Below are 22,625 nucleotides of genomic sequence, written 5' to 3' on the forward strand. Positions count from 1 at the left end.
AACCGTTCCTGCAATGTTAGCCAATATTAAAACCACCTGCTCGCCTATTTATCAACGATTGTACTGTGTTTTTCAACGAAAAACAACGTGGTTTTAGCTTTGCAATAGTTTTGTTTTTTTTACCGTTTAATAGGTATGAAATTTTTTGCAAATAATTGGTTCTTACTGGGCGTTGGTGTAGCTATAATAGGCAGCTGCGGTGCTTCTGGACAGAAGAAAAATCAGCAACAAAATGCCAAAACTCAAACCGTTGAACAAACCAAAGAAAACAAAAAACCCGAAAAAGTAAAAGAAATAGCTTTGCCTTCGGGATATAAAAGATTACCGGCTGATAGTGGCAGTTTCGCGTTTTTTCTCCAAAAATTGTCTCTAAAAAAGGACAGTTTGGTGCGGCTTTTCAATGGTCAATTAAAATTAAACCAATCGGCACAATATGCCATTATAGATATAGATGTGGGAAGCAGAGATTTGCAGCAATGTGCTGATGCCGTGATGCGATTGAGGGCCGAATATCTTTTTGAAACCAAACAGTTCGACAAAATAAAGTTTCACTTTACTAGTGGACACCTTGCCGAATGGAGCAAATATGCACAAGGGTATCGAGCCAAAATTTCGGGCAATACTGTTACTTGGGTAAAAACGGCTACACCAGACAATTCATACACCTGTTTTCGGCAATACATGGATTTGGTGTTTAGCTATTGCGGCACAAAATCCATGAACAATGAAGTTAGCTCCATATCCATTAAAGAAATAAAGCCTGGCGATGTTTTTCATGAAACGGGCAACCCATACGGCCATGCTATTACCGTTATGGATGTGGCACAAGACAGCACGGGCAACCCAATATTTTTATTGGCACAAAGCTATATGCCTGCTCAGGATATTCATATATTGATAAATCCAACAAATACTAAATTGAACCCGTGGTATAGTTTAAAAGAGGGTCAAAGTTTAATTACCCCGGAATGGCATTTTCCTTCGGGTAGTTTAAAGCGGTGGAAATAGTTTATTTCAACTCCAAAACCCGCTCGGGTGGTCGGGCAATAATGGCTTTTCCGTTTTTTATAACTATTGGGCGTTCTATCAACACCGGATATTTGGCCATCACTTTTATCCAGTTTACTCGGTTGGCCGCTTTATGAGCATAGTGTTTTTGAAAAACTTCTTCTTTGGTTCGCACAAGCTGCATGGGTTTTATGTTTAGAAGAGCCACCAATTGTTGCAGTTCTTCTTCAGAAGGCGGATTTTTTAAATATTCAATTATTTCTACATCCTCATTTTGCAGCAAACAAAGGGCATCGCGGCTTTTGCTGCACCTTGCGTTGTGGTATATTTTAATCGGGGTTTTGCTCATTTTTACTGTAAAATTTTCGTGTTAACACTTTTTGTAATTCGCGGTTCAAAATTAGGGAAGTCAGCTTTTTAACCCTATCACCCTCATCCAAATGCCACAAAATGGCCGATTGTTTTTCAGTAATATCCACTCTATAAAGCAGTTGCATAATAGAGGGTTGCCCATTTCTTAACTTAGTTTGTATCACTTTTTCGAGCAATTTCACAAAGTCATTGTAGGCAGCTTGCGATTCATAATTCCAAAAAAGGGCTTTTTCATCAAGGTTTAGGTCTTTGCGTATTTGATTGATGGTGTCTTGCAGAAGTTCATTGTGATTTAAAAGATCCTCAAACCGCTTGATTTCGTCCATTCTACAATGTATATTTTGGATGCCACCGTATATAAAATTCGGCAATTACTCCGGTAGTTTTTTGATTCATATCGTAAACGAAATTACTTCTTAGCAAAAAGTCCAGATTTTCGGCCACATTGGTTTGAAAAAACAAACGAGCCATGGCCATTTTGCGGTAATTCAAAATATAGTTCGGATTTTTTGACGAAACCGTTCTATAGATGGCATCGCCCATGGGGTTATAAAACTGATGCGAATCCCAGTAATTAAGCATCAAACCCCACTGATTTTTATAAGCCGACACGGCCGCATATTGCCCCAAACCGTCGATAAAATTCTCGGGTGTGGTGGAGATGTCTTCATAATCCAAAGCATGAAATTCGAGAACAAAAGAATCAAGTTTTTGTATTTTTGAGATAAGCCGAATGCCATAATCGAAATTAAAGTTGCTTTGAGTTGGCATTTTGGATGTGTCAATTTCGCCACCTTTGTGAAAAGCCAAGGCAGCCACTGGCAATGAAAGTTTAACTGCTTTTTTAGATATAATGGTTGGTTCTAACGTGGTGCCTACCGTAAATTCTTCTCTAAACGGACTGTTTGGGTATATCATTTTGGTCCAATCAATCCAAAATTCACCTTTCAGTTTTTTCGCTTTCAGCAAATATTGAAACCCGTTTTCATTTCGGTTTTCAATAATTCTTTCTGGGTCGTAAAGTGGCTCTATTAAGCCATGCTGCACGCTGCCCAACACATTGCCAAATCTTAGTGTGTGCTGTTTTTTTTTGTATTGAAAGCTAAAAGTAGGGGCTATTTTATAAAACCCTGAAGAACCAAAATCTTTTTGCACAAAAACACCTCCAGCTATTTGTGCATTTTGCGAAATGCCATACGTCATTTCTGGCCAAAATTGGTAGCCAAACAAGGTTCGGCCTTCGTCAATGGCATTGGTATATTCAACATTTCTAAAATACCCAATATTTTCAATGTGCAGATTGAATTGATTTTTAATCGAGTCGTTTCGTTCGATATAAAAAAAAGAATTGTTGAGTTGTGCGTATGAAATTTTAGACAAAAAAATGCACACAACCAGCGTCAACCAATGCCTAAAATACTTTTTCATTGGCACAAATATACACCAACTGTAGGTATTAAAAATTTAATATAAGTATATGATAAACAGCATATTGAGTGGTGAGCTGTTTTTTTATTTGTACGGTGTCAACTTCTTTTATCAGTTTTGGAATATTTTTTGAAAATACATTTGCGTTTAATTAATTGTTTTGACCCTTATGAAAACGATAAAATATACATCCGCACTTATTCTTTCTGTTCTGATTTTTAGTTTTAAAACAGGAGAAGAATCAACCTTTAAATATCGGGAGCAAAAAAATGCTGCTTTTGGTTATGGCGAAAAATTGGAATATCGCATACATTATGGTTTGCTCAATGCGGCTACGGTAACCATGCAGGTTGACAGCAAACATGAGATGATAGACAATCGTCCGACCTATCATATTGTTGCCAAAGGTTCTACAAACAAATCTTTTGATTGGATGTACACCGTTCGCGACCACTTTGAAACAAATCTTGATAGTCAGAGTATGGCTCCTTTAAAATATTTCAAATCAGTGCACGAAGACAACTACAAGGACAATGATTTGGTGTATTATAACCACGAAACCAAAAAACTTCGAGGTGCTAAAAAGAACATGGATATGCCACAGTACGTGCAAGACATTGTAAGTGGCACATACTATGCCCGAACCATTGATTTTAGCAATGCTTATGTTGGTAAAACATATCCTTTGGATATTTATTTAGACCAAAAAATTTATAACCTCAAGTTTAAATATTTGGGAACAGAAACACTAAAAACCGACGTGGGTAAAGTGCGATGCATCAAATTGAGACCTCAACTGGTGGTAGATAGAGTGTTTAAAGACGAAGATGACATGACCGTTTGGGTTAGCGATGATGCAAACCATTTGCCAATAAGGGTTCAAACAGATATTTGGGTGGGTTCGCTAAAGGTGGATTTAACCTCATACAGCGGGTTGAAAAATCCGTTTTCATCGAAGCTGTGATGCGGCTTTGACCGGTTGCAAGGATTATTTGTTCTGCAATGTGCCAATAGAATGGTTTGCGAGTTCGGTAAGTACTTCCATATCAATATCCGACAGACTCTTTACATATAAGCACGATTTTCCGATTTTGTATTTTCCTAAGCGGCTCATAATGCTTTCATCGGCAAAACCGGCCATAATATAAATAGTTAAATTTTGTTTGCGAGGCGAAAACCCTACCAAAAAGAAATCACCCTCTCTACCGCTATCATATTTGTAATGAAAGTCGCCATAACCTACAATAGAAGCTCCCCACATAACGCCTGTTTTTCCGGTAAGCTTTGAAAAAAGTGTGTCGAGTGTCTGGCAATCTTCTTTGCTCTGATTTTGTTGAGTGTTTATAAATTCGCTCACGCTTTGAGCGGTTGCCACTGTTTTGTTTTGAGATTTATTCTTCGCCGTCATCTTCCAAAAATACAATTAAGTTTCCAAAATAATATTCATCCCAGCCCTCAGCAAAATCGTCAAATTCATTTTCTGGAATGTTGGTGTGCCGCAACTCCACCGATGTTCCCTTTTTGTGCGGATGCAGTTTTATGGTAACAATGGAGTGTTCTTCTTGCCCATCAAAATACCATTGCTGAACAATTTTTTTGTTGGGTTCAAATTCCAAATTTCTTCCAACAATACTGCCGCCCCAAAGGCTAAACTCACTACCGGGCTCATTTGTCATTATGGCTTCATCGTCTGTCCAAAGCTCAATGCTTTTTTGAAATGTTAAAGCAGTATAAACCTCATCTGGAGGGGCAGAAATGGTGTAATATTTCTTAAAATCTTTTGTTGCCATTATTTAAAAATGATTTTTAGGGTGTCGTTTTTCCAGCTATAAAGTTGATTTTCTTCCAATCGAACACAGCTGGCAAATGAGTCGATTGCAAGCGTATCGGTTTTGAAATATTTATAATTGTAAGAGGAAAGCGTATGGTTTTTATACCAAAGTATGTTCTCTTTTTTTACCTGAAACTGGCTCAATCCTTTTATATCAATCGATTTGTAATAGTTGCCAAACTCGTCAAAAATAGAAAAACCTTGAACCGAGTCATATACAAACACGTTTGTTTCGTTATCCAACATCATTTGTGGGTTCCATTTTTCGGTAGTCCACAAGCCAAATGGTTGACTTTCTGCTTCGGTATTCAACAAAAAAGTAACTCTTTTTAACTTCATAGAGGCAGCGTCGAAACACCAAATATTGTTGTTGAATGATCGAATGGCTGAGGCAATTTCAGAAGTACTCATTTCGGCCATGTTTATTTCATGTTGCAGCCCGAGCATATTGTCTAAAATCAGCAAAGTCTGTTGGTCGCGGTAGTAGGCATAAATCTGAAACGGATTGGAAACATCTAATTGGGTAAGATTTCCATATATCTTAAAATTGGTTTTTGCCACAATTTTTCCATCTTTGTTCAGTTTCTCAATGGAGTTGTCTTTTTGCACAAAAAAAACATTTCCCAAATTGTCGGTTGTAAAAAACTTACCTGAAAAGGGTATGGCAATTGTTTTTTTTGCTGTTGGACTTTCAAAGGCCCACACAACAAATGCTAAAAGCAATATTATGACCAATTTAATTTTCAAATGTTTTGAGTTCTAAATTATTTCCGTCAAAGTCGGCATACGTAAAATGGTGCAGCCATTCACCCAAATTGATGTAATGCCCGCCATTGTTCAAAGCCAAATCAAGCGGCAAATGCCGATGACCAAAAATCAGGTAGTCAAAGTGTTTTTGAGTCACCATTTCGTTGCAATAGTGCAACAACCATTCCGAATTTTGGTCGAAAATTTCATCATTTGCTGCGTTGGCCAATCGGCTTTTTGAGGAGAAATAATGTGCCAAACCCAAGCCCCAACGAGGTGGCAAAATGCCAAACAACCAAATGCAGAGTGGGTTTCTAAATATTTTTTTGATGAATTTATAGCCATAATCGCCTTGGCCAAGTCCATCGCCATGATGTAGGTAAAATTGTTTTCCGTGATACTCAAATTCCAGTTCGTGGCATATCAGTTTTATGCCTAACTCTTCTTGAAAATAGTGAAACATCCACATATCATGGTTTCCTTTAAAAAGGTATATTTCAATTCCGGCATCAACCAGTTCGGCTATTTTGCCTTGCAATCGCACAAAACCTTTTGGTATTACTTTTTTGTATTCAAACCAAAAATCGAAAACATCGCCGAGTAAAAATATCTTCTCTGCATCGGTTTTTATGTAATCGAGCCAGCGAACGATTTTTTTTTCACGAATTAAACTTTCGCTGTGGTTGGGTATTCCCAAATGAAAATCGGAAGCAAAATATAATCTGTTGCGTTGTGTCAAGTTTATTGAATTACAATTTTATGTACACTTCGCTGATTGTTTTCAATCATTTCAAGAAAATAAATGCCCGGCACTTGGCCTTGTAAATCTATCTGAATCAAACCTCCATCAGTACTTGATAAACCTTCGTACACTTTTTTGCCCGATAAATCTGTTACCAAAATAGAAACATCTTTGGCTTCAACCACGCCATCGCTGCTCAAGGTTATCAGCCCATTGGTAGGGTTTGGATAAACCTGCCATTTATCCGACAAAACGGGTTCAACACCCAAGCCCCAAGCCACGGTAAAATAATATTCAATGCTTTTTCCGAAGTTGGCATTAAAGTTTTGAATATATCCGTTAGAGGCCGAGTAAAAACGAATCAAACCTGAGCCAATTTGTGGTATTAACGGATAGGTTAAACCAAATTCGTTTTCAGTTTTACAAACCATTTTATAGCATCCCGGGTTTAGAGTAACGGTTTCTTTAAACAATTGCCCGGCGGGAGCATCCAGTTTTTCATAAACTACTTTGCCTTGGTCGTCAAATATTTGAACTGTAGCATCTTCAATGCTGTTGTTTCTAAAGAAAACATCGAAACTGCGAGGAGCAACACCCGGAATATTGTAGTTGGCTTCGGCTCGGTTGTTTATAGCATAGTCGTCTGTCTTTCCGTTTACGGAAATGATTTCAGCATAAAACGTATTGCCTTTATAGGTGGTGTTATATGCCCACAAGGCAAAGGGAAGGTCTATATCAGTAGCTTCGTCTGATTTTAAGGTAATGTTGAAAGGATATGAAATGGCATAACCGTCAATAACACCATATTTCACAACCACTTGTTCAATGGTGTTTTTTCCGGTATTTCTAATTCTGATTTTGGGTGTAGCACAAGTTGGGTTGATGCGGCTGTAATATTCCCAATTGTTTGGGCTAATTATTTCCTCTACAGTGGCATCGGTTTCAAAGTTGTAATCCCCATATTGCATTAAATGCATCGAAACCACATAGTTTCCACCTCCTTGACCCAAATTGTCTGTTGGAACGGGTTCTATTTCGTAGTCCAAAGCCACAGATTCTCCTGATACATATTGAGTTATGTCAAAGTTGTAATCATCAACCGGAGCACCAGGACACCAACCTGCACGTGGTGGAGCCCAGTTTCCACCCTGAGGATAAACGGGGTTTAAAGCACATTTGTCGTTTTGCCAAATATCCCATTGCAGAGCATTTTTACCGTCTATATTTAAATAATGTTGTTTGTCGGCCCATTCGCAACAGTGTGGTTTTGTGTCGTTATCAGTGTTGTGGCCATGGCCAGTTATTCGCGTAACGAGTTTGAATGTTTTGGCATCTTTGTTAATGCCTATGGTATCATTTTTAAAATACACATCATCGGCAATGTTTTTATAGGTTCGGCTTTCACGATTAATGTAATATGACCGTTCTATCAAATTACGCGGAGGTGTACCTTTAATCATTTCGAATTTCAAATCAATTAATTCTTGTTGATTTCCGGCTGAAATTGTCACATTTCCATTCAACAAATCGGCATAATCAGTCACATCATAAATCCATTTGAATCCATTTGGACCCAAATCAAGCCCAATGCCATAAGGCGTGATATATCTGGCAATTTCCACATTATTAACTACCTCAAATTTAACATAGTAGGGACTCAATTTTTTAATAATGCTATGAGTAGAAGAAACCATTGTTGAGTCCTTTTTGGTTCCATTAGGATTAAAACTGAAAGCATATCCGGAAGCATAGCCCGCATCAAAACCGGTAGTTTGAGTTGGGTTGTTTACATCGTCAAATTTTTCAATAATCGTAATAGGACGAGCCTTGATTTCGGAATATGGAACCGAATCGAGATGTGAAGTCATATCTGCCTGCACAAATTGCATTTTAGGTACATAAGCCGTATTTTTTGTTTGGAAAAATGCTTCATTTTGGTATGAGTTAATGGTTACGTCGCCTTTTAAATTGGCAGTGATGGACGAATTAAAGTCGGAGGCCAACAAATATGGAGTGGAGCCGTTGTAATTATCAAACGAGAAAGAAAAAAGGAGTGAGGCAAATTTTGGGTGACTTGATGAAATCTCTTTAGTAAGCATATCAGCAATTTCAGCCTGAGAAAGCTCCGTTTTCCAGACATTAATTCGGTCTATTTTTCCTTGATATTGATTGCTACTTGTGGTTCCTCTACCTACTCTAAACTGTTCGATTTTTCCAATCAAACCTGTTTTGTCTATTGCCGAGTGCCAAAGGTTTCCGTTCAAATAAATTTTCATGCTTCCTGTGCTGCTGTTTTTTACAAACGCATAATGATTCCAACCATTTTTATAGTCGGCTGCATTGGCGGCTTTGTTAATGCGATCATATCCTTCTGAGTTTCCGGCATCCCAAAAAATTTGGCCATTTCCCCATGGTAAGTGAATGTTCAACAATCGGTTTCCATCTTTATCTTCTGCTTCCAAAAACGAATTGTTGACCGGTAAAGCGTCAGACCCGTTTGCCCAAAATGCGATGGTGATGAACGAATCGACCCCTGAAAAAACGGTTGATGCATTGGCCAAATCCATAAAATCATTGGCACTAACTTGATAATAATTGTCTCCCAAAACGTTAGAAATTGCAGAGTTTATGGCAGGGTCGGTAAGTACAGAAATGTTGGCAGAGCCGCTAAGGTTATAGGTAACAAATTCAATCACTACATTTGATGAACCGTCCCACTCAAAAGCGTCTTGTAAAACAATTTCATTTTTTCCGTTCACTACATTTAATTTTCCTTTAAAAACAGTGGTTGGAGAATTGTTATTTAGCCGATTTAAAATAGGAGCAGATTCGCTTCTCATCAACACCTCAACGATGCCAGAAAGGGTTGAAAGACCAGAATTAAAGAACGAAATGGAGGTAATTTTTCCGGGTTTTAAACCTCCGTTGGCCAAATCCTGACCAGAGTAAAGATATTGAGTTCTTTCTGAGGCAAAAAGATTTTCGCTCGATTTTCCTAGCCCAATAGTGGTGGAATCTAACGAGTTGATTAAATCTATTTTTCTAATTATTTGGTAATAGTAAAATGTATCTGATATGGGCGATTTTACATACTCAAACATATCGGGCGATAAATCGCCAAGCATAAAATTGCTGTGTTCAAGCCTATTGCTGTCGATTTTTCCGGTGCTGTCATGCACAATTACATAACTCAAATAATCCCATTCGCCGCAATTGTAGTTGTCTTGTTTGGTTTGGGGGTCACATTTTAATGTATAGTGCATTCGCACTTTTCTATACTGGTCGGCTTCTGGAAAAGAGTATGTGCCTTTTCTTTTTGTGATGTCACCAAAATTGAGTGTGTTTACCCAAACGGTGTCTTGTGCCAAAACCTGTGATAGGCTAAACCCACACACTAACAGTAAAATAAATCTTTTAATCATACCCTCAAAATTGAGGATATTTGGCTACTTTAGCAAAAGAACAAATAATTTTTACAGAAGTCGGTTGGTTTTTAAACTCTTTTGCCGCCTTTTAGTATATCCTGCAAACTCAAAAGTTCATCCCATTGTCCGTTTGCCGCCAATTTTGCTTGTTCTGTCCACGTGCCGGGGTCGTGCACTCTAAATTGTGGTCCGGCTTTGTCAAGCACCGCTTGAATTCTATCTACTCCTGCGGCCACCATTTGGGCAAAAGTGAATACTCCATCCTCATTGAGCAATTTTTCAATTTTTGGCCCAATACCTTCTATTTTTTTTAAATCGTCCTTTTGGCTCGGTGCAGCAGCAGGGGCATTAACCACCATAGTTTCGGGCTTGGCAGATACAATTTCACGAATTGGGGCGGGTTCTGCAAATTGAGATATTTTGTTTTTACATGCCTCCAAATCCGATTTAAGCTGAGCATTTATTTGTTCTAATGTTTTTATTCTTGCCTCAAATACAGAGTTGTCAGAAGATTTTTCTTTCAAAGATGTTAACTCCATAAGCAGGGCTGCATTTTTATTTTCGAGACCTTTTAGCCTTTCTTGGGCAGATGCAAGGTCGTGCGAAACATTTAATGATGCCCCCGAAGAAGCACGCAAACCCTCCATTTCCAATGTTAGTTCGTGTACTTTTCTTTTATATCTAGAAGCCAAAATTCTGCTAATCCACCAGCCTAAAAGAAATGCTGCCAAAAGCATCAAAACAATTTCAATAAGGTGGTCGGTAAACGTTTCGGTACCCGGACCCTGTGTTACGTTTTGTCCAAAAATTTCGAGTAATGTCATTTGTCGTCTTTAGTTTTTTTCAATTTTCAAAATAACTCTTCTATTATAGGCACGGCCATCTTCGGTGTCATTGCTTCTTGCCGGCTCCGTTTGGCCTTTTGATGAGGTAATTATCTTTAAAGGTTCAAGACCCTTATCCATCAAATATTTTTTTATAACCCAAGCTCTTTTTCTACCCAACTGATAGTTCGATTCTGTATCCCCTTCATTATCAGTGTGACCCTCTACAAACACCTTATAGTTAGAGGATTGCTTCAGTTGGGACACCAAATTGTCCAAATATTGCTCCACATCATCCGTAATGATTTTTTCAACAGAACCTGAAGGAAAATGAATGACTGTTTTGTCGCCATCAATTTCCACCATAGGTTTTTCATTTGTGTTGGGATTTTCTATGTTGTTTGGTTTTACAAAATTATACGAAACGCCCTCGAATGGTTTGGAATTGCTGACAGTAACAATATTGTCATGAGCTGATTGCGTTTTAATTCGATTAACATCAAATCGGTCGGCAAACAAAAGTTTTACTTTTTCGGCACGTTCCAAGCCTATATTTTCATTTTCTCCATCAAAATATCGACCCACAATAATTAATGTATCACTCTCTGAAAGGCGGTTTATTTGATTGTTTATATATTCTTCAAAACCATCGCCTTGAATGGGGTCGGCAGAGTTTTTAATAAATGATAGGGGGAGGGTTTTTTCGGTAGCAACCGAGTCATTTGGCGTTGCCTGTTTTGAACTGTTTGCACTCCAACTCTCCGGACAAACCTGTTTTATATGACAAACATAATAATACGAACCACCAATCAAAAGCAGAAAGAATAAGACCAGTGGTAAAAAAATTCGTGAGTTCATAAACTACTACTTGTACTTGTTGATTTGAACGGCGAAATTTAACACTTTTTAAACATTTGCTATTATTTGTGGAGCAATTTGGCCGCCTCATTTTTGATAAAGCCGGATAATTCTGGAGGTTCAATAACCCTTATTCCTGAGCCAAACGACAACAATTGACTTTTTAGCTCATAGTTTAGTATGACATGTAATTCAATAATTATTTCATTTTCAGATTCTTCTATGGTTTTTTGACTGTGATGCAAAGGTTGGGTTTTTAAAAAAAGATATTCTTGTGGAGAAACTGCCAATACAACTTTTTGTGGTTTTTGATTGGTGATACTCACACCAATTGCATTTTGGTAATAGCTTTCTGCATCAAAATTAGACGGTCGATAGGTGGTTTTATAATCGGGTTTTAACCAGTTTATACGCTCCAAAGCTAAGGTTCGCAGCTCTTTATATTTCTCATGAAAACCAATGACATACCAGCGGTTTCGATATTCTTTTAAAAAATAAGGATGCAAAACCTGAATGCTCGTTTTGTTTGAACTAAACGAATGATACTCCACTTCGATAGCCGTTTGCTGCCGAATGTGTTGCAACATTTCGTTAATAAACTTGCTGCCTCCATCAGCGGTGCTGGTTTCAAACGAAATAATATGACCAAGCTCGGTGGTATTGTTTTGTTTAAGGTGTAAATCTACCCTCTCGCTCAGTTTTTCTACCGCACCAGAAAAGGTAGAAAACAATTCAATATTGCTATACTGTTTCAACAAATTGGCGGCAAACGAAATGGCCGTAAGCTCCTCTTTTTTTAGCGGAATACTGTCTATCGAATATCCTTTTTCGGCATATCTGTATCCCTCACCTTTTACTGTCTCTATGGGAGCAAAATAGCCAAGTTGTTCATTGCTTCTCATTGCTTTTATGTCAGAGGCAATGGTTCTCCACGAGACATAAGTGCCAATTGCCTCTGTGCAAGCATCAATTAAATTGTCTTGCGTTGCAATTTTATACTCTATCAAACACCTATTTATTGCTCTATATCTTACCAGTGATTCCTTATTGGCTGCCATTTTTTAAATTTTTTTAAATTTTTTTCAAAATGAAAGCTGGCTGCATTTTGGGGTCTTTTTTTTGAATCAAAATTAAGAGAAAATGAAAGACAACGTATTTAAACAACGATTTTTTGAGGCAGGTTCATCAGAGTTTACCATTGCCATAAGCCGACACCGCGATGCAAATGGCGAGTTTGTGTATATTCTTGATACCAGCGAAGAAGTTTACGATTATTTGGAAATGTCTTTTCCGGTGTTTAACTCATGGGCTGATGCTTGGAACTATGTAAAACAAAATTACCCTGGATGGTGGAACATGAAACCATTTTTTATTCATCCACAGGTTAATGCATTTTTGTTGTTAGAGTTGCGTCGGGAGCTTAAAGAACTCTCTATTGCAGGCAAAAAGTTTTGGAGAAACTGCATTAGACCATTTTGGAGAAGCTGCCTAAAAGAAGACATTCAAGAATTATTGGGTTAAAAAATCATTAAAAACAAACAGATGCAACGAAACGATTTTATTAAAAAACTGGGACTTGGTATTACGGGCTTGGTTATGCCTGCAACTGGATTGGCACGAGTAAAAAACGAACCGATACGTATATACGACAACTTTGTTAGAGGCATTTTTGCGTATGGTTTTAATGATGTAAAACACCAGCTAAAAGAGGGCGACAAATTGGAGTTGAGGCGAGAAAGTGAAAACATTTACGACACCTTTGCCATTGCCATTTTTTGGAATGGGGTAAAATTGGGCTATGTAGCGGCCTACGAAAACATTGCCTTGGCCAATATGCTGGATGCAGGTGTGGAACTGAACACCTACATAAGCCGACTCGACTTAAAAACTAGCCCTGTAAACGCACTTTCAATGGTGGTATTTGCCCAAATGGTGGTGTCTCTTCCAACGGTATATGCACCCCAAAAACAGCAAATAACTGCCGATGAAATGGTGGATTTGTATCGGGGTGTTCGAGATGCAAACGAGGTGTTTATACCTAAAAAATATTGACCAATTTTTGTCTCGTATTCTGCAGAATGATGGGGCAAAAGGAGAGGTTGATGCAAATAATATGGAGTTATCAGAGTAGAGAGTTCATGAGGGATATAATTTATTAAAGAAAGTTTTGAATGAGAACAATAATAAAGTGTTGCGGGGTTGAAGATTATTAAAAAGAATAAAACAAGATTCTATGGTAAAGGAAAAACAAAGCGGTTTGAGATATGAAGTGTTATAAAATCAAAGTCTAACTTTTTAACTTACACACTTTATGGTGTAGTGTCAAGAAAAACATGTTTAGCTACCCGAGTGTATTCGCAAATGAACCGTTTCTATTCTATTTTCTTGCGAACTTAAAATGGTAAATATAAAACGACCAAAATCAATGGTTTCGCCAGTTTCTGGGATGCTTTCAAACTCACTGATAATGTACCCACCAAGTGTTTCGTAATCTCCAATAGGCAGTTGTAGCCCATATTTTTCATTCAAAAAATCAATTTCGAGCGATGCAGAAAACTCATATTCGAGGTCATTGATTTTCTTATTTATAATATCGTCAGTGTCGTCGTGTTCGTCTTCTATTTCTCCAAAAATTTCTTCAATTATATCCTCGGTGGTCACAATACCTGCCGTTCCTCCAAACTCATCCACCACCACGGCTATACTCTTACGATTTACCGTAAAATCATTCAACATTTCATTAGCCAATTTTGATTCGTTGGTTATCAATATCGGAATTAAAATCGAGCTTATCGTTTTGGGTTGTTTAAACAAATCGATATGATGCACGTAGCCAATTATATCATCAATATTTTCTTTGTAAACTAAAATTTTACTATGGCCACTTTCCATAAACAAATCCATTAATTCGTCAATAGAGCTATCCAAATCAATGGCCACAAGTGAGGTTCGTGGCACCATACATTCTCGAATTTGAACCGTACCAAAATCGAGGGCATTTTTAAGTATTTCGGTGTCCACATCTCGTTCGTCTTCATGCTTATGCTTCTGACTTTCAGTTATATAGTGATCCAGATCTATGCGGCTAAATGTGGGACTCTCTTCAGTAAATTCCTTTTTAAGCACTAGTTTTAAAATGCCCTTTGCCAGCCACAAAGTAAGTTTTACAATGGGACTCAAAATCCAGGCAAAAAAACGGAAAGGGCGTATGAAGATACTCAACATACCGCTCGGATTTATCCTAAATAAAGCTTTGGGCATAAACTCGGCCACCACCAACACAATGATGGTGGAGAACAAGGTAATGAGCAACATTCTACCAAATCCTTCAGCAGAAAAATTTATCCACTTAAAAATGGTATCACCCAAAAACCGCTCCATGAAAATGCCATAAATAACTATGGCAATGTTGTTTCCGACCAAAATGGTGCTTATAAATTTGGATGGTGTTTTTATATATCCTGCACATATCTGAGCCCATTTTACTCCTTGATTGCTTTTTAGCTCAATACGCAATTTATTGGCCGATAAAAAAGCAATTTCTAAGCCCGAAAAAAAGGCAGAAAGCAGTAAGGTAATGATGATGACTAAATAACCGGATTCGTCCATACAAGGGGTTAAAACCGTTGCAAATGTAATGATTTTAATAGGTTTTGATTTCCGGTATCTGCATCAAGCAAAAAGCTTAAACAAATTTAAATTTTCATACGAAAATTTTCCATTCAATAGGTCGAACAAAACTTTTGAACGAACAATGCCATCCTCGGTAAAGTTTTCTGGGTTTCCTTCTGATTTTAGTTTCTCGTAAACCGTGTTTATTTCGTCAAAACCTTCCAAATCAGATTTCAGTCGGTCATAATCTAATTTTGTTCCTTTTGTTTTTAGTGTAACCAAATGGCTCACGATAGTTCCGGTGGTAAGCCCTCTGTTTTCAGCCATTTCTTCCAACGTCAGACCTCTTTCAAAAAGCTCTTTGGTTTGTTCGTAAGTGCTTATTTTTTTCTCTTTGGCTGCCTTTTTATTTTTCAATCGTTCAATTTCTTGCAGGTCGGTTACCCCGCCGCACGAACGAATAAATACATTGAATTGTTTCTCCAAAATTGCCTCCGGATATCTTGCTTCAGCTTCTATACTCAACTGCTGAAACCGTTTGTCGGCTTTCAAAGCCAGCGAATCAACCTGAAGGGCAATTTCGTTGTAGCCCAAAAGTCTCATTCCACTTAAATCTTTTAGCCTCGATAGTGCCACGTATCCTTGCCCATGCTCAAAGGTTTTGGTTAGGTCAATTTCGGCTGCGTCCAGTGTCATTCCTTGGCTTTTGTGTACGGTTATGGCCCATGCCAAACGCAATGGAATTTGTATAAATGAGGCTTGTGGCTTGCCCATTTCGTTGTTTATACTCCACACTTCGCGGTCGGTTTCTATTTCGCGGCCTGCATCGGTTTTCACAATAGGCAGGCCTGTTTCGCCACTAAAACCTACCACCACGCCCAGGGTTCCGTTCATAAAACCTTTTTCGTAGTTGTTTCGCACAAACATTACTCTGGCATTTTCTTTTAAAACCAGCCTGTCTGGTGCCAACACAGATTTTTGCAACATTTCTGCAAGACCTTGATTTCCTTTGGTTTCTGCCGAAAAAACGACTTCTTCCCCTGCCAAATTTTCGAGTTCTTCATGGTTTATTCTATCCACATCAAAATTGTGGCTATAAAGTTTGGTAGGTTCTTGGCTAAACCGATTATACACGGCATCATCAAGCAACGACATACTTTTTTGTGAGACTTCGCCAGTGCGTATTTCATTTAAAATTTCGTTTAACTCATTGTCCGTTTGCCGATATTGTTGGGTTAAATAACAGATGGTCAAGTTGGTGTCAACCCAGGTTTTGCTCATAAAAGCAAACTTATCTCGGTTTAATTCTTCATTTTTTGTTACGGGTGGTAGTTGAAAAAAATCTCCTGAAAAAACGACCTGAATGCCCCCAAAAGCCTCGTTGAAATTGGTTTTAAATGTCTGCAACACTTCGTTTACCATATCCAATTGGTTTTTATGCAACATAGATATTTCGTCTATGATTAGCACCCGGACAGATTCGAGGTTTTTTTGAATATATTTTTTTTCGAAAAGTTTCCGTAAATCGTTGTGGTTTAAATGGTCTTTAACGCCAATTCCGCTCCAGCTATGAATGGTCTGCCCATTCATGTGGGTGGCGGCAATGCCCGTGCTGGCCGTAATGGCCACACCCACTTTTCGCTCAAGCAAATAGTTGATGTATTGGTTTAAAACGTATGTTTTTCCGGTTCCGGCACTGCCTGTCAGAAAAACGTTTTTACCTGATTTTAAAATGGCTAAGGCTTGGCTCTGTAGCATAGTTTAGTGATTGCTTTCGGCCTTTTTAGAGAGATTTTTTTGATACTTGCTCTGCACCACATCTATCAAAACCAAAATTACGATTACAAAATAAAAAGTGGTTTTGCTCATGGGTGTTATTTCGTTTCCGGCAATTTTTATGTGTGCCAAATGTCCGCCTTCTGTAAGCAACATAATGCCCACCACGAACAGTATAAATAACCCCAACACCTCATACATTCTGTTCTTTTTTAAGAAAATGGTTATTCTATCAGTCAGCCATACCATAAGTAAACTACTCACCACCACCGCAATGCTTATTACCCATTTATTTTTGGTTAAGGCCAAGGCACTCAATGTGCTGTCAAACGAAAAAACAACATTCATCAGCAAAATCCACATCAGCACATTGCCTACCGATTTTCGGCCTCCACCGGCTTTTTCGTTTTCTGTTTCGGCGTTTGGTGCCAGCATGTGCCAAATTTCTTTTATGGCTGTGTAGATGATAAAAATTCCACCAAAAAAAACAATGATGCTGTGCACATTGAAATGACCCGAAAGCCATTGGCCAAACTCAAAATCGAACAACGATTTGTTTACATTTTCGATTAAACTTATAAGTAAAAAAACAAGGCCAATACGCAGCACAATGGCAATGGAAATGCCCAATTTTCGTACAAAACTTTGCTTTTCTTCCGGTGCCTTTTGCGATTCGATAGAGATGTATAGCAAATTGTCGAAACCCAACACAGTTTCGAGCAAAATCAGAACCACAATGTCTATCAGATTGTTGAGTGTAAATAATTCGCCCATTATTTTCTTTTGATGCCGGGCAAAGCTAATGGATTTTTAGATTTCTTACTTAATGGTTTACCACTACATGCAGCACAGTGTGTCCCACAGCACTTAACGTGTTTTTATCAATCACACTCATATTGTCTTGTTGGGTGTGCCAATGGTCAGGAAAGTGATTTCGGGTATTGGGGTTGTAGTGAATAATATCAACTGAAGGTACACCCCCATATTTCGACATGTAGTAATGGTCATCGGTTACCTGGCTTCCGTTTGTCTTTAAAAATATGCTTCCATATCCCAAATCGGCTGCCGTATTCCAAATTTTGAGCATTAAGTTCTGATTAAATTGGGCAGAAAATCCTTCGTAAGCAAATGTGGCATCTTTAGCACCAACCATATCCAACAATATTCCGTTTTGAGCCACATAATAGTTGTCCATTGCCCAATTTCCCCAGTATTGAGAACCCAAACACCAAGAGGTGGCATCTCCTCCATTTCCATCGTCTTCTCGATCAAAGAAAATAATATCAACACCGGTTTTTGGTTTTAATGTCTGCAATTGGCGGGCAATTTCAAGTAGCACCCCAACCCCGCTTGCCCCGTCATTGGCTCCGTCAAAAGTTTTATTTGGATTTACTTTGTCTTCATCAGATTTTGAACGTGTATCCCAATGGGCAGCCAGCACAAACCGTTGTTTGCTTCGGGGGTTAAACTGGCCAATAATGTTGTTTATGTCATAAACCTGACCCGCTTCGGAGGTATGATTTCCGCTCATAATGTATGCCGTGTCGCAAAACTGGCTCAACTTATTTCGGAGGTAGTTCAATGTCTTTGCATGTGCCGAAGTTCGAGGAATACGGGGGCCAAAGGCAACTTGTTCGGCCACATATTTATAAGCCGAATCGCCATTAAACTGAACCTGTACTGTCGTTTTTACCGGAGGTTTAATTTTATTAGGGTTGTCGTTGTCTGTTTTACCTCCATCCGATGTGCAGGAAGGAAAAAACATCGCTATAACCAAACTGATTGTTATTAATTCTTTGATTTTCATTTTGTTAAATAATTGAATAGGTAGCCCCCTCTTTTCCATCTTTTATTTCAAAACCTAGCTCTCTTAGTTTATTTCTTATTTCATCAGATGTTTGAAAATCTTTTCGAGTCTTGGCCTCGCTTCTTAACTCTAAAATAAATTGCATTAAACCATCTACCTTATCAGAATTTGTGGCCGATTTTTCATTTTTTAAACCCATAATGTCGAATACAAAATGATTTAAAAGTGTGCTAAATTGACTTAAATCTTCTGCCGAAATGGTTTGCGAACCATCTTTGATGAGATTAATCCATTTTACAGCTTCAAATAAATGTGCAACAGCAACCGGCGAGTTAAAATCGTCATTCATGGCATCATAAAGGTTTGTTTTTAAGGCGTTTACATCAATCGAAGAAGTTGAGGAAGTTGATAGCGTGGGTAGTGCATCTATGGCATCCAACAACCGTTTTAATCCTTTTTCGGATGCTTGCAGAGCCTCGTTGCTAAAATCGAGCGTACTCCTATAGTGTGCCTGAAGCATAAAAAACCTTATGGTCATTGGGCTATAGGCTTGAGTAAGCAGCGGATGGCTGCCTTCCATCATTTGTTTTGGAGTTACGCCTGTGCCTTCACTTTTGGCCATTTTTCTGCCATTGAATGTGAGCATATTGGTATGCAACCAATATTTTACTCCCTTCTGCCCGTTTGATGCCTGATTTTGGGCTATTTCGCACTCATGATGGGGAAATTTTAAATCCATTCCACCGCCATGAATGTCGAACTGATGACCTAAGTATTTCGTACTCATGGCCGAACACTCCAAGTGCCAACCCGGAAAACCAATACTCCAGGGCGAATGCCATTTCATGATGTGTTGAGGTTCTGCCTTTTTCCAAATTGCAAAATCGGTGGCATTTTTTTTGTCACCTTGTCCATCCAAATCACGGGTGTTCGACATCAATTCCTCTACATTTCTGCCGGACAACTCGCCATAATTTTGTTGCTTGTTATAGGCCAACACGTCAAAATAAACCGAACCATTTGATACGTACGCCAGGCCAGCATCCAATATTTTTTGAACCATTTCTATTTGCTCAATCAAATGTCCTGTAGCCGTGGGTTCTATGCTTGGTGGCAGGGCATTAAAAAGGTTCATGGTGTTATGAAAATCGACCGTATATTTTTGAACAACTTCCATGGGTTCTATATTATCAAGCCGTGCTTTTTTTGATATTTTGTCCTCCTCCTCATCATCCAGCAAATGACCCACATCGGTAATGTTTCTAACATAACGCACCTTATACCCTAAATGAATTAGGTAGCGATAGATTAAATCGAACGAGGTAAATGTACGGACGTTTCCAATATGTACTTCGCTATATACTGTAGGGCCACACACATACATGCCCACAAAAGGGGCAGCAAGTGGTTCAAACTTTTCCAATTGACGGGTAAGCGAATTATAAACCTTTAGCTCTGATTGCATCGGGCAAATTTATCAAAAAGGCGTGGCTTAATTGTTTCGATATTTCATTTTTCGATGCGAATCAATACCAAAACCAATCTTTAATTCGGTAAATACTTGGTTGGCATTTTGGTTGTTTACATCCAAATGATAGGTTACCTGCAAGGCGTATCTTATATATAAGTTTGGGGTTCTTTTACCCAAAATAAAAGCGTTCATGCCCAGCCCAATTCGAGGAGAAAGGTTGGCTTTTCCTTCTTTAAAAAACTCACCATCCAGTTCGGCCAAGGCAAAGGTTCGCAAATGCCTGCAGTTGTTCACTCTCAACATTAACCGACGGTTGTAAATTATGGCCTTTGCACCTACAAAAGATTGTTTGCCATTGAACCCACCGCATAACCCATATCCATAGGAAAAAGGAACTTTTACATTGCTTGGATATTTGTCGAAATACTGGTCATACATCATATCAAATGCAAACATTTTGATATTCCATTTATTGGTTTTTAAACCGAACATATACGAATTATTTCTCATTGAGAAAGAGGAGAGTGGCAACAAAAAGAGCAATATGAATGGTAGTTTTTTCAACAAATCAGTCAAAGATAAACACAAAATGTGGTAGTTTTAATTAACCATTGAACAACTTTCATCATCCAATTCGGTTTCGATGGTGCAATTTTTTAAATGATATTTTGCCAAAACCACTTTTATTTCCTTTTTGGTTTGAATGATTTGACTGACTGAATCAATGTTTTCAAGCCTTAGATGCGTACTAAAAACATGATGCTCTCCTTCGAGAGACCACAAATGTGTATCGTGCAGCGACTGAACATGATGTATGCTCAAAATTTCCTTTTCAATTTTTACTAAATCAATCTCTTTCGGTATGCCCTGCAAAAAGGTAAAAAGTGTTTCTTTTAATCGTTTTAACGCATTCCACAAAATATAGGCCGTAATAAACAAAGACAAAATGGGGTCCAACAGGAGTAAGTATTTGATTTTTAATACTATAGATGCAACCAGCACCACGCACCAGCCAAGCACATCTTCAATGAGATGCCACGAAACTACTTTTTCGTTAAGTGTTTTTCCATGGCTCATTTTCCAAGCGGCATAGCCGTTTACAGCCACACCTACAAGAGCAAAAAGCATCATTCCATCGGCATTGGCCATCTCCGGATGAGATATTCTTTTGGCGGCCTCAACAATTACGAAAACAGAACCCACCACCAAAACCACGCCATTTATTAATGCCCCCAAAAGTGAAAATCGGGCATATCCAAAAGAAAATGAAGCATCGGGTTTTTGCTTGCTTTTTTTATCCAAAAGCCACGCTGTGCCCAGCGAAAGTGTGTCGCCCAAATCATGTATAGCATCCGACAATATGGCCATACTGTTGGTGTAAAATCCGCCAATTACCTCAAAAATAGTAAAGCCAAAATTGAGTAAAAAGGCCAATTTCAAATTTTTGCCTGAATCGTGATGATGGTTGTGAGCCATTTAGCAATAGTACGAAGATTCTGCTCAAAGTGTCCGAAAATGTTTCAATCAAAAAAAAACACAATTTATTTAAAACCCAACTTCCACAACAATGTTATTATTTTTGACCTTTTAAAATTGATATGCCCCTAAAAGTAAAGATTAGCAGAAGTATTATAGTTGCTATTCTAATAATCGTTATCAGTAAAATAGTTTTTGGAATGCTTTCGAAGGCAGCCAAAAAACCACCCATAAAGTCGAGTTTCAGAACCATAAATGTGCTTTCGGCCACGGCTCAAAACAAAAGCGAACATTTGGTGGTAAACCTGAGTGGAAAATTGGTAGCCAAAAACAGAATCGATATTTTTTCGGAAGTAAATGGTTTGTTGCAGTCTCCCAATTTCAGAGAGGGAAATCGGTTTTCGCAAGGTCAAATTTTGGCAAGTATCAACGACAGCGAGATGCAAGCCAGCATAAAATCGCAAAAGAGTATTTTGTTAAACAGCATTGCTCAATTATTGCCCGATTTGGCCATTGATTTTCCGAATGATTTGGCCACTTGGCAAAAATTTCACGCTTCCATTAGTTTCGACAAAAAGCTGCCTGCACTGCCTGAAATCAATGACGAAAAATTGAACATATTTGTCTCGGGCAAAAATGTTTTTACCAATTATTACAACATAAAATCGTTGGAAGAACGCTTGGCAAAATATAAAATCTATGCCCCATTCAGTGGCATTTTGAGTCAGGCCGATATTGACCCGGGAACTTTAGTTAGAGCCGGACAAAAACTTGGTACATTCATTCAGCCAAATACCTTTGAGCTTGAGGCTTCCATTGGGGTAGATGATTTAAAGTTTATAAAAGTTGGTAATAAGGTAGAGTTAAAAAGTTCTGAACTTGGCAAAACATGGCAGGGCAGCATTTTGAGAATAAACGAAAGCCTTGATGCAGCCACCCAAAGCATAAAGGTTTATATCGGTGTAACCGATTCGGAACTAAAAGAAGGTCAGTATCTTACAGCTCAGGTAAATGGAAGTATGTTGAATAATGTGGTGGAAATTCCGCGTAAATATTTGATAGAAAACGATCATTTATACTTCATCGAAAACGATTCGGTATTGACCAAGAAAAAGGTAAGTATTCAATACCTGAGCAATGAGTCGGCCTACCTTTCGGGCGTTGAAAATGGAACTGTTTACCTCAACCAAACCATTACCGGAGGCTATGATGGGATGATTGTAAAACAAATAGCCGAAAAGCAATAGC

Annotated in this window: 23 protein-coding genes; 5 read left to right on the plus strand and 18 right to left on the minus strand. The window is 38.3% G+C overall.

Annotated elements, in window-relative coordinates:
- Window positions 1–135: 135 nt before the first annotated feature.
- The gene (locus H6607_09020; protein MCB9262501.1) at window positions 136–1,008 is read left to right on the plus strand and encodes a DUF4846 domain-containing protein; all 873 of its coding nucleotides are present in this window, start codon (window positions 136–138) and stop codon (window positions 1,006–1,008) included.
- Between the two features lies 1 nt (window position 1,009).
- Here H6607_09020 and arsC read toward each other — a convergent pair whose 3' ends face one another.
- The 3 genes from arsC to H6607_09035 are packed head-to-tail and all read right to left on the minus strand — an operon-like array spanning window position 1,010 to window position 2,808.
- A complete protein-coding gene (gene arsC, locus H6607_09025; protein ID MCB9262502.1) occupies window positions 1,010–1,357 on the minus strand; it encodes an arsenate reductase (glutaredoxin) in 348 nt (115 codons plus the stop codon).
- Window positions 1,338–1,706 carry a hypothetical protein gene (locus tag H6607_09030; GenBank protein MCB9262503.1) on the minus strand — a complete coding sequence of 123 codons (369 nt, stop codon included), beginning with the start codon at window positions 1,704–1,706 and terminating at the stop codon, window positions 1,338–1,340. Before H6607_09030 ends, arsC begins: the two co-directional genes overlap by 20 nt.
- A gap of 1 nt (window position 1,707) precedes the next feature.
- Window positions 1,708–2,808 carry a hypothetical protein gene (locus tag H6607_09035; protein MCB9262504.1) on the minus strand — a complete coding sequence of 367 codons (1,101 nt, stop codon included), beginning with the start codon at window positions 2,806–2,808 and terminating at the stop codon, window positions 1,708–1,710.
- Between the two features lie 169 nt (window positions 2,809–2,977).
- On the opposite strand from H6607_09035, the gene H6607_09040 reads away from it, so the two are divergent.
- Window positions 2,978–3,772 carry a DUF3108 domain-containing protein gene (locus H6607_09040; GenBank protein ID MCB9262505.1) on the plus strand — a complete coding sequence of 265 codons (795 nt, stop codon included), beginning with the start codon at window positions 2,978–2,980 and terminating at the stop codon, window positions 3,770–3,772.
- Window positions 3,773–3,796: 24 nt separating this feature from the next.
- On the opposite strand, the gene H6607_09045 is transcribed toward H6607_09040, so the two are convergent.
- The 8 genes from H6607_09045 to H6607_09080 form a co-directional block, all read right to left on the minus strand.
- Window positions 3,797–4,216: a DUF1801 domain-containing protein gene (locus H6607_09045; GenBank protein ID MCB9262506.1), complete on the minus strand. Its 420-nt coding sequence runs from the start codon at window positions 4,214–4,216 to the stop codon at window positions 3,797–3,799.
- On the minus strand, window positions 4,200–4,598 hold the full coding sequence (locus H6607_09050; protein ID MCB9262507.1) for an SRPBCC domain-containing protein: 399 nt from the start codon (window positions 4,596–4,598) through the stop codon (window positions 4,200–4,202). Before H6607_09050 ends, H6607_09045 begins: the two co-directional genes overlap by 17 nt.
- A complete protein-coding gene (locus H6607_09055; protein ID MCB9262508.1) occupies window positions 4,598–5,344 on the minus strand; it encodes a hypothetical protein in 747 nt (248 codons plus the stop codon). The genes H6607_09050 and H6607_09055 overlap by 1 nt, the downstream gene beginning before the upstream one ends.
- Before the next feature lie 31 nt (window positions 5,345–5,375).
- Complete coding sequence (locus tag H6607_09060; GenBank protein MCB9262509.1) at window positions 5,376–6,125, minus strand: UDP-2,3-diacylglucosamine diphosphatase; 750 nt, start codon at window positions 6,123–6,125, stop codon at window positions 5,376–5,378.
- A gap of 2 nt (window positions 6,126–6,127) precedes the next feature.
- On the minus strand, window positions 6,128–9,550 hold the full coding sequence (locus H6607_09065) for a T9SS type A sorting domain-containing protein (GenBank protein MCB9262510.1): 3,423 nt from the start codon (window positions 9,548–9,550) through the stop codon (window positions 6,128–6,130).
- A gap of 71 nt (window positions 9,551–9,621) precedes the next feature.
- Window positions 9,622–10,377, minus strand: coding sequence for a hypothetical protein (locus H6607_09070; GenBank protein ID MCB9262511.1), 756 nt, complete (start codon window positions 10,375–10,377; stop codon window positions 9,622–9,624).
- A 9-nt stretch (window positions 10,378–10,386) separates the two neighbouring features.
- Entirely contained in the window at window positions 10,387–11,235 is an 849-nt protein-coding gene (locus H6607_09075; protein MCB9262512.1) for an OmpA family protein, read from the minus strand.
- 62 nt (window positions 11,236–11,297) lie between these two features.
- Window positions 11,298–12,293, minus strand: coding sequence for a WYL domain-containing protein (locus H6607_09080; GenBank protein ID MCB9262513.1), 996 nt, complete (start codon window positions 12,291–12,293; stop codon window positions 11,298–11,300).
- Between the two features lie 82 nt (window positions 12,294–12,375).
- Here H6607_09080 and H6607_09085 point away from each other — a divergent pair, with 82 nt between their 5' ends.
- Both H6607_09085 and H6607_09090 read left to right on the plus strand, forming a co-directional pair.
- Window positions 12,376–12,756, plus strand: a complete 381-nt coding sequence (locus H6607_09085; GenBank protein MCB9262514.1) for a hypothetical protein — start codon at window positions 12,376–12,378, stop codon at window positions 12,754–12,756.
- A 21-nt stretch (window positions 12,757–12,777) separates the two neighbouring features.
- Window positions 12,778–13,287 (plus strand): HIRAN domain-containing protein, encoded by a 510-nt coding sequence (locus H6607_09090; GenBank protein ID MCB9262515.1) that lies wholly within the window; start codon window positions 12,778–12,780, stop codon window positions 13,285–13,287.
- A 285-nt stretch (window positions 13,288–13,572) separates the two neighbouring features.
- On the opposite strand, the gene H6607_09095 is transcribed toward H6607_09090, so the two are convergent.
- The 7 genes from H6607_09095 to H6607_09125 all read right to left on the minus strand — a co-directional run bounded on the left by H6607_09095 (window position 13,573) and on the right by H6607_09125 (window position 21,377).
- Window positions 13,573–14,844, minus strand: a complete 1,272-nt coding sequence (locus H6607_09095) for an HlyC/CorC family transporter (protein ID MCB9262516.1) — start codon at window positions 14,842–14,844, stop codon at window positions 13,573–13,575.
- 63 nt (window positions 14,845–14,907) lie between these two features.
- Window positions 14,908–16,605, minus strand: a complete 1,698-nt coding sequence (locus H6607_09100; protein MCB9262517.1) for an AAA family ATPase — start codon at window positions 16,603–16,605, stop codon at window positions 14,908–14,910.
- Between the two features lie 3 nt (window positions 16,606–16,608).
- Window positions 16,609–17,397: a tellurium resistance protein TerC gene (locus tag H6607_09105; protein MCB9262518.1), complete on the minus strand. Its 789-nt coding sequence runs from the start codon at window positions 17,395–17,397 to the stop codon at window positions 16,609–16,611.
- A gap of 49 nt (window positions 17,398–17,446) precedes the next feature.
- Window positions 17,447–18,430, minus strand: a complete 984-nt coding sequence (locus H6607_09110) for a M28 family peptidase (protein ID MCB9262519.1) — start codon at window positions 18,428–18,430, stop codon at window positions 17,447–17,449.
- A gap of 4 nt (window positions 18,431–18,434) precedes the next feature.
- Window positions 18,435–19,895, minus strand: a complete 1,461-nt coding sequence (locus H6607_09115) for a cysteine--tRNA ligase (GenBank protein ID MCB9262520.1) — start codon at window positions 19,893–19,895, stop codon at window positions 18,435–18,437.
- A gap of 27 nt (window positions 19,896–19,922) precedes the next feature.
- On the minus strand, window positions 19,923–20,411 hold the full coding sequence (locus H6607_09120; protein MCB9262521.1) for a hypothetical protein: 489 nt from the start codon (window positions 20,409–20,411) through the stop codon (window positions 19,923–19,925).
- Window positions 20,412–20,501: 90 nt separating this feature from the next.
- On the minus strand, window positions 20,502–21,377 hold the full coding sequence (locus tag H6607_09125; protein ID MCB9262522.1) for a cation transporter: 876 nt from the start codon (window positions 21,375–21,377) through the stop codon (window positions 20,502–20,504).
- Window positions 21,378–21,499: 122 nt separating this feature from the next.
- Between H6607_09125 and H6607_09130 the strand changes: the two genes are divergently transcribed.
- Window positions 21,500–22,624 (plus strand): HlyD family efflux transporter periplasmic adaptor subunit, encoded by a 1,125-nt coding sequence (locus H6607_09130; protein ID MCB9262523.1) that lies wholly within the window; start codon window positions 21,500–21,502, stop codon window positions 22,622–22,624.
- Window position 22,625 lies beyond the last annotated feature (1 nt).

It is taken from the genome of Flavobacteriales bacterium (assembly GCA_020635395.1).
Classification (GTDB): Bacteria; Bacteroidota; Bacteroidia; order NS11-12g; family UBA9320; genus UBA987.